The 5,084-nt window shown below is 49.7% G+C and carries 2 tRNA genes and 2 rRNA genes; all 4 read left to right on the top strand.

Annotated features, from left to right (window positions below):
* The first annotated feature begins 152 nt into the window (after positions 1-152).
* The 4 genes from EKM83_RS12880 (at position 153) to EKM83_RS12865 (ending at position 5,065) form a co-directional block, all read left to right on the top strand.
* A 16S ribosomal RNA gene (locus tag EKM83_RS12880) occupies positions 153-1,718 on the top strand.
* A gap of 83 nt (positions 1,719-1,801) precedes the next feature.
* Positions 1,802-1,876, top strand: a tRNA-Ile gene (locus EKM83_RS12875).
* A gap of 22 nt (positions 1,877-1,898) precedes the next feature.
* Positions 1,899-1,971: transfer RNA gene (locus tag EKM83_RS12870), tRNA-Ala, on the top strand.
* A gap of 175 nt (positions 1,972-2,146) precedes the next feature.
* Positions 2,147-5,065: ribosomal RNA gene (locus tag EKM83_RS12865) — 23S ribosomal RNA — on the top strand.
* Together the 16S and 23S rRNA genes with 2 tRNA genes alongside form the textbook arrangement of a ribosomal RNA operon.
* The last annotated feature ends 19 nt before the right edge of the window (positions 5,066-5,084 follow it).

Raw genomic sequence — 5,084 nt, 5'->3', positions numbered from 1 at the left:
TGGTAGACCTTTGAAAACTGAACATTGTTTCGACAAACCAAATATGTGTAGGGCGGTTTGATACTTGGTATCAAACCCAAACAATATTTGCGAAGTCAATTCGCTTTTAAAAATGTAACAACAATCGATGAGCTATTCAAGCACATCATCTTTAAGATGAGAGTTTGATCCTGGCTCAGGACGAACGCTGGCGGCATGCCTAATACATGCAAGTCGAACGAGCTTCCGTTGATTGACGTGCTTGCACTGATTTCAACCATGAAGCGAGTGGCGAACTGGTGAGTAACACGTGGGAAATCTGCCCAGAAGCAGGGGATAACACTTGGAAACAGGTGCTAATACCGTATAACAACAAGAACCGCATGGTTCTTGTTTGAAAGGTGGCTTCGGCTATCACTTCTGGATGATCCCGCGGCGTATTAGTTAGTTGGTGAGGTAAAGGCCCACCAAGACAATGATACGTAGCCGACCTGAGAGGGTAATCGGCCACATTGGGACTGAGACACGGCCCAAACTCCTACGGGAGGCAGCAGTAGGGAATCTTCCACAATGGACGAAAGTCTGATGGAGCAATGCCGCGTGAGTGAAGAAGGGTTTCGGCTCGTAAAACTCTGTTGTTAAAGAAGAACACCTCTGAGAGTAACTGTTCAGGGGTTGACGGTATTTAACCAGAAAGCCACGGCTAACTACGTGCCAGCAGCCGCGGTAATACGTAGGTGGCAAGCGTTGTCCGGATTTATTGGGCGTAAAGCGAGCGCAGGCGGTTTCTTAAGTCTGATGTGAAAGCCTTCGGCTTAACCGGAGAAGTGCATCGGAAACTGGGTAACTTGAGTGCAGAAGAGGACAGTGGAACTCCATGTGTAGCGGTGGAATGCGTAGATATATGGAAGAACACCAGTGGCGAAGGCGGCTGTCTAGTCTGTAACTGACGCTGAGGCTCGAAAGCATGGGTAGCGAACAGGATTAGATACCCTGGTAGTCCATGCCGTAAACGATGAGTGCTAGGTGTTGGAGGGTTTCCGCCCTTCAGTGCCGCAGCTAACGCATTAAGCACTCCGCCTGGGGAGTACGACCGCAAGGTTGAAACTCAAAGGAATTGACGGGGGCCCGCACAAGCGGTGGAGCATGTGGTTTAATTCGAAGCTACGCGAAGAACCTTACCAGGTCTTGACATCTTCTGCCAATCTTAGAGATAAGACGTTCCCTTCGGGGACAGAATGACAGGTGGTGCATGGTTGTCGTCAGCTCGTGTCGTGAGATGTTGGGTTAAGTCCCGCAACGAGCGCAACCCTTATTATCAGTTGCCAGCATTCAGTTGGGCACTCTGGTGAGACTGCCGGTGACAAACCGGAGGAAGGTGGGGATGACGTCAAATCATCATGCCCCTTATGACCTGGGCTACACACGTGCTACAATGGACGGTACAACGAGTCGCGAAGTCGTGAGGCTAAGCTAATCTCTTAAAGCCGTTCTCAGTTCGGATTGTAGGCTGCAACTCGCCTACATGAAGTTGGAATCGCTAGTAATCGCGGATCAGCATGCCGCGGTGAATACGTTCCCGGGCCTTGTACACACCGCCCGTCACACCATGAGAGTTTGTAACACCCAAAGCCGGTGAGATAACCTTCGGGAGTCAGCCGTCTAAGGTGGGACAGATGATTAGGGTGAAGTCGTAACAAGGTAGCCGTAGGAGAACCTGCGGCTGGATCACCTCCTTTCTAAGGAATATACGGAGGCTACACATACTTTGTCGAAACAATGGTCAGTTTTGAGGGGCTTACCTCTCTAACTAAATGATTTTGGGCGTATAGCTCAGCTGGTTTAGAGCGCACGCCTGATAAGCGTGAGGTCGATGGTTCGAGTCCATTTATGCCCATTGACCGCAAGGTCATCATTTTGGGGAATTAGCTCAGATGGGAGAGCACCTGCTTTGCAAGCAGGGGGTCAGCGGTTCGATCCCGCTATTCTCCATTGATGCGAAAGCATCAAGGAATTTGTTCTTTGAAAACTAGATATTATCAATAATTTTCTTATTAATTGTTTTTATTAAAAATAATTAAACCGAGAACACCGCGTAATTTTGAGTTTTTTAATTAGTTTATATCGCTAAATACTCAATTAATCAGCGATTACGAAGTAATCGTTAGGTTAAGTTATGAAGGGCGCATGGTGGATGCCTTGGTACTAGGAGCCGATGAAGGACGGGACTAACACCGATATGCTTCGGGGAGCTGTACGTAAGCTTTGATCCGGAGATTTCCGAATGGGGAAACCCAATAGTTTTAACCGACTATTACAACTCAGGGAATACATACTTGAGTTGAGGCAGACGTGGGGAACTGAAACATCTAAGTACCCACAGGAAGAGAAAGAAAAATCGATTCCCTAAGTAGCGGCGAGCGAACGGGGAATAGCCCAAACCAACGAGCTTGCTCGTTGGGGTTGTAGGACTGAACATTTGAGTTACCAAAGTCAATGATAATCGAAACGTCTGGGAAGGCGTGGCATAGCGGGTGATACCCCCGTAGATGAAATCGTTGGCCCTCAGTTCAGGATCCTGAGTACGGCCACACACGTGAAACGTGGTCGGAATCCGGGAGGACCATCTCCCAAGGCTAAATACTCCCTAGTGACCGATAGTGAACCAGTACCGTGAGGGAAAGGTGAAAAGCACCGCGGAAGCGGAGTGAAATAGTTCCTGAAACCATGTGCCTACAATTAGTTAGAGCCCGTTAATGGGTGATAGCGTGCCTTTTGTAGAATGAACCGGCGAGTTACGTTAATTTGCAAGGTTAAGATGTAAAGATCGGAGCCGTAGCGAAAGCGAGTCTGAAACGGGCGTTTCAGTAAGTTGACGTAGACCCGAAACCAGGTGACCTATCCATGTCCAGGTTGAAGGTGCGGTAAAGCGCACTGGAGGACCGAACCCGTGTATGTTGAAAAATGCTGGGATGAGGTGTGGATAGCGGTGAAATTCCAAACGAACTTGGAGATAGCTGGTTCTCTCCGAAATAGCTTTAGGGTTAGCCTCGGAGTAAAGAATCGTGGAGGTAGAGCCACTGTTTGGACTAGGGGCCCGTCATGGGTTACTGAATTCAGATAAACTCCGAATGCCACTGATTTATATCCGGGAGTCAGACGATGAGTGATAAGATCCACCGTCGAAAGGGGAACAGCCCAGACCACCAATTAAGGTCCCTAAATACATGCTGAGTGGAAAAGGATGTGGAGTTGCATAGACAGCTAGGATGTTGGCTCAGAAGCAGCCACCATTTAAAGAGTGCGTAATAGCTCACTAGCCGAGTGATCCTGCGCCGAAAATATACCGGGGCTAAGCATGTTACCGAAATTGTGGATGTGACCATTAGGTCACGTGATAGGAGAGCGTTCTAAGGGCAACGAAGCTAGATCGTAAGGACTAGTGGAGCGCTTAGAAGTGAGAATGCCGGTATGAGTAGCGAAAGATCAGTGAGAATCTGATCCACCGAATGACTAAGGTTTCCTGGGGAAGGCTCGTCCTCCCAGGGTTAGTCGGGACCTAAGCCGAGGCTGAGAAGCGTAGGCGATGGATAACAGGTTGATATTCCTGTACTAGTTAATTATGTTTGAACGATGGAGGGACGCAGTAGGCTACGGTATGCGCACGATTGGAAATGTGCGTTCAAGCGTCAAGTCTGGTGATGAGTCAAATGCTTATCGCTAAGGACAAGGCGTGACGAGGACCGAATTTTAGTAGGGAAGTGCCAGATGTCACACTGCCGAGAAAAGCTTCTAGTTAGTAATTAATTACCCGTACCGCAAACCGACACAGGTAGTCGAGGAGAGTATCCTAAGGTGAGCGAGTGAACTCTCGTTAAGGAACTCGGCAAAATGACCCCGTAACTTCGGGAGAAGGGGTGCTACACGCAAGTGTAGCCGCAGTGAAAAGGCCCAGGCGACTGTTTATCAAAAACACAGGTTTCTGCAAAATCGTAAGATGACGTATAGGGGCTGACGCCTGCCCGGTGCTGGAAGGTTAAGTGGATGAGTTAGCTTCGGCGAAGCCCAGAAATGAAGCCCCAGTAAACGGCGGCCGTAACTATAACGGTCCTAAGGTAGCGAAATTCCTTGTCGGGTAAGTTCCGACCCGCACGAAAGGCGTAACGATCTGGGCACTGTCTCAACGAGAGACTCGGTGAAATTATATTACCTGTGAAGATGCAGGTTACCCGCGACAGGACGGAAAGACCCCATGGAGCTTTACTGTAGCTTGATATTGGGTGTTGACACAGCTTGTACAGGATAGGTCGGAGCCGTAGAACTCGGAACGCTAGTTTCGAGTGAGGCGCTGGTGGGATACGACCCTCGCTGTGTGAACACTCTAACCCACACCACTTATCGTGGTGGGAGACAGTGTCAGGTAGGCAGTTTGACTGGGGCGGTCGCCTCCTAAAAAGTAACGGAGGCGCCCAAAGGTTCTCTCAGAATGGTTGGAAATCATTCATTGAGTGTAAAGGCAGAAGAGAGCTTGACTGCGAGACAGACAGGTCGAGCAGGGACGAAAGTCGGGCTTAGTGATCCGGTGGTACCGTATGGAAGGGCCATCGCTCAACGGATAAAAGCTACCCTGGGGATAACAGGCTTATCTCCCCCAAGAGTCCACATCGACGGGGAGGTTTGGCACCTCGATGTCGGCTCATCGCATCCTGGGGCTGTAGTCGGTCCCAAGGGTTGGGCTGTTCGCCCATTAAAGCGGTACGCGAGCTGGGTTCAGAACGTCGTGAGACAGTTCGGTCCCTATCCGTCGCGGGCGTAGGAAATTTGAGAGGAGCTGTCCTTAGTACGAGAGGACCGGGATGGACATACCGCTGGTGTACCAGTTGTGCCGCCAGGCGCATCGCTGGGTAGCTATGTATGGATGAGATAAACGCTGAAAGCATCTAAGTGTGAAACTCGCCTCGAGATGAGATTTCCCATTCCTATATGGAAGTAAGACCCCTGAGAGATGATCAGGTAGATAGGCTGGAAGTGGCAGCGTTGTGAGACGTGAAGCGGACCAGTACTAATCGGTCGAGGACTTAACCAAGTAGAGTTGGTGTTCTCAA

The organism is Levilactobacillus angrenensis, from assembly GCF_003946085.1.
Lineage (GTDB): Bacteria > Bacillota > Bacilli > Lactobacillales > Lactobacillaceae > Levilactobacillus > Levilactobacillus angrenensis.
This window is presented reverse-complemented; position numbering and strand designations above follow the sequence as displayed.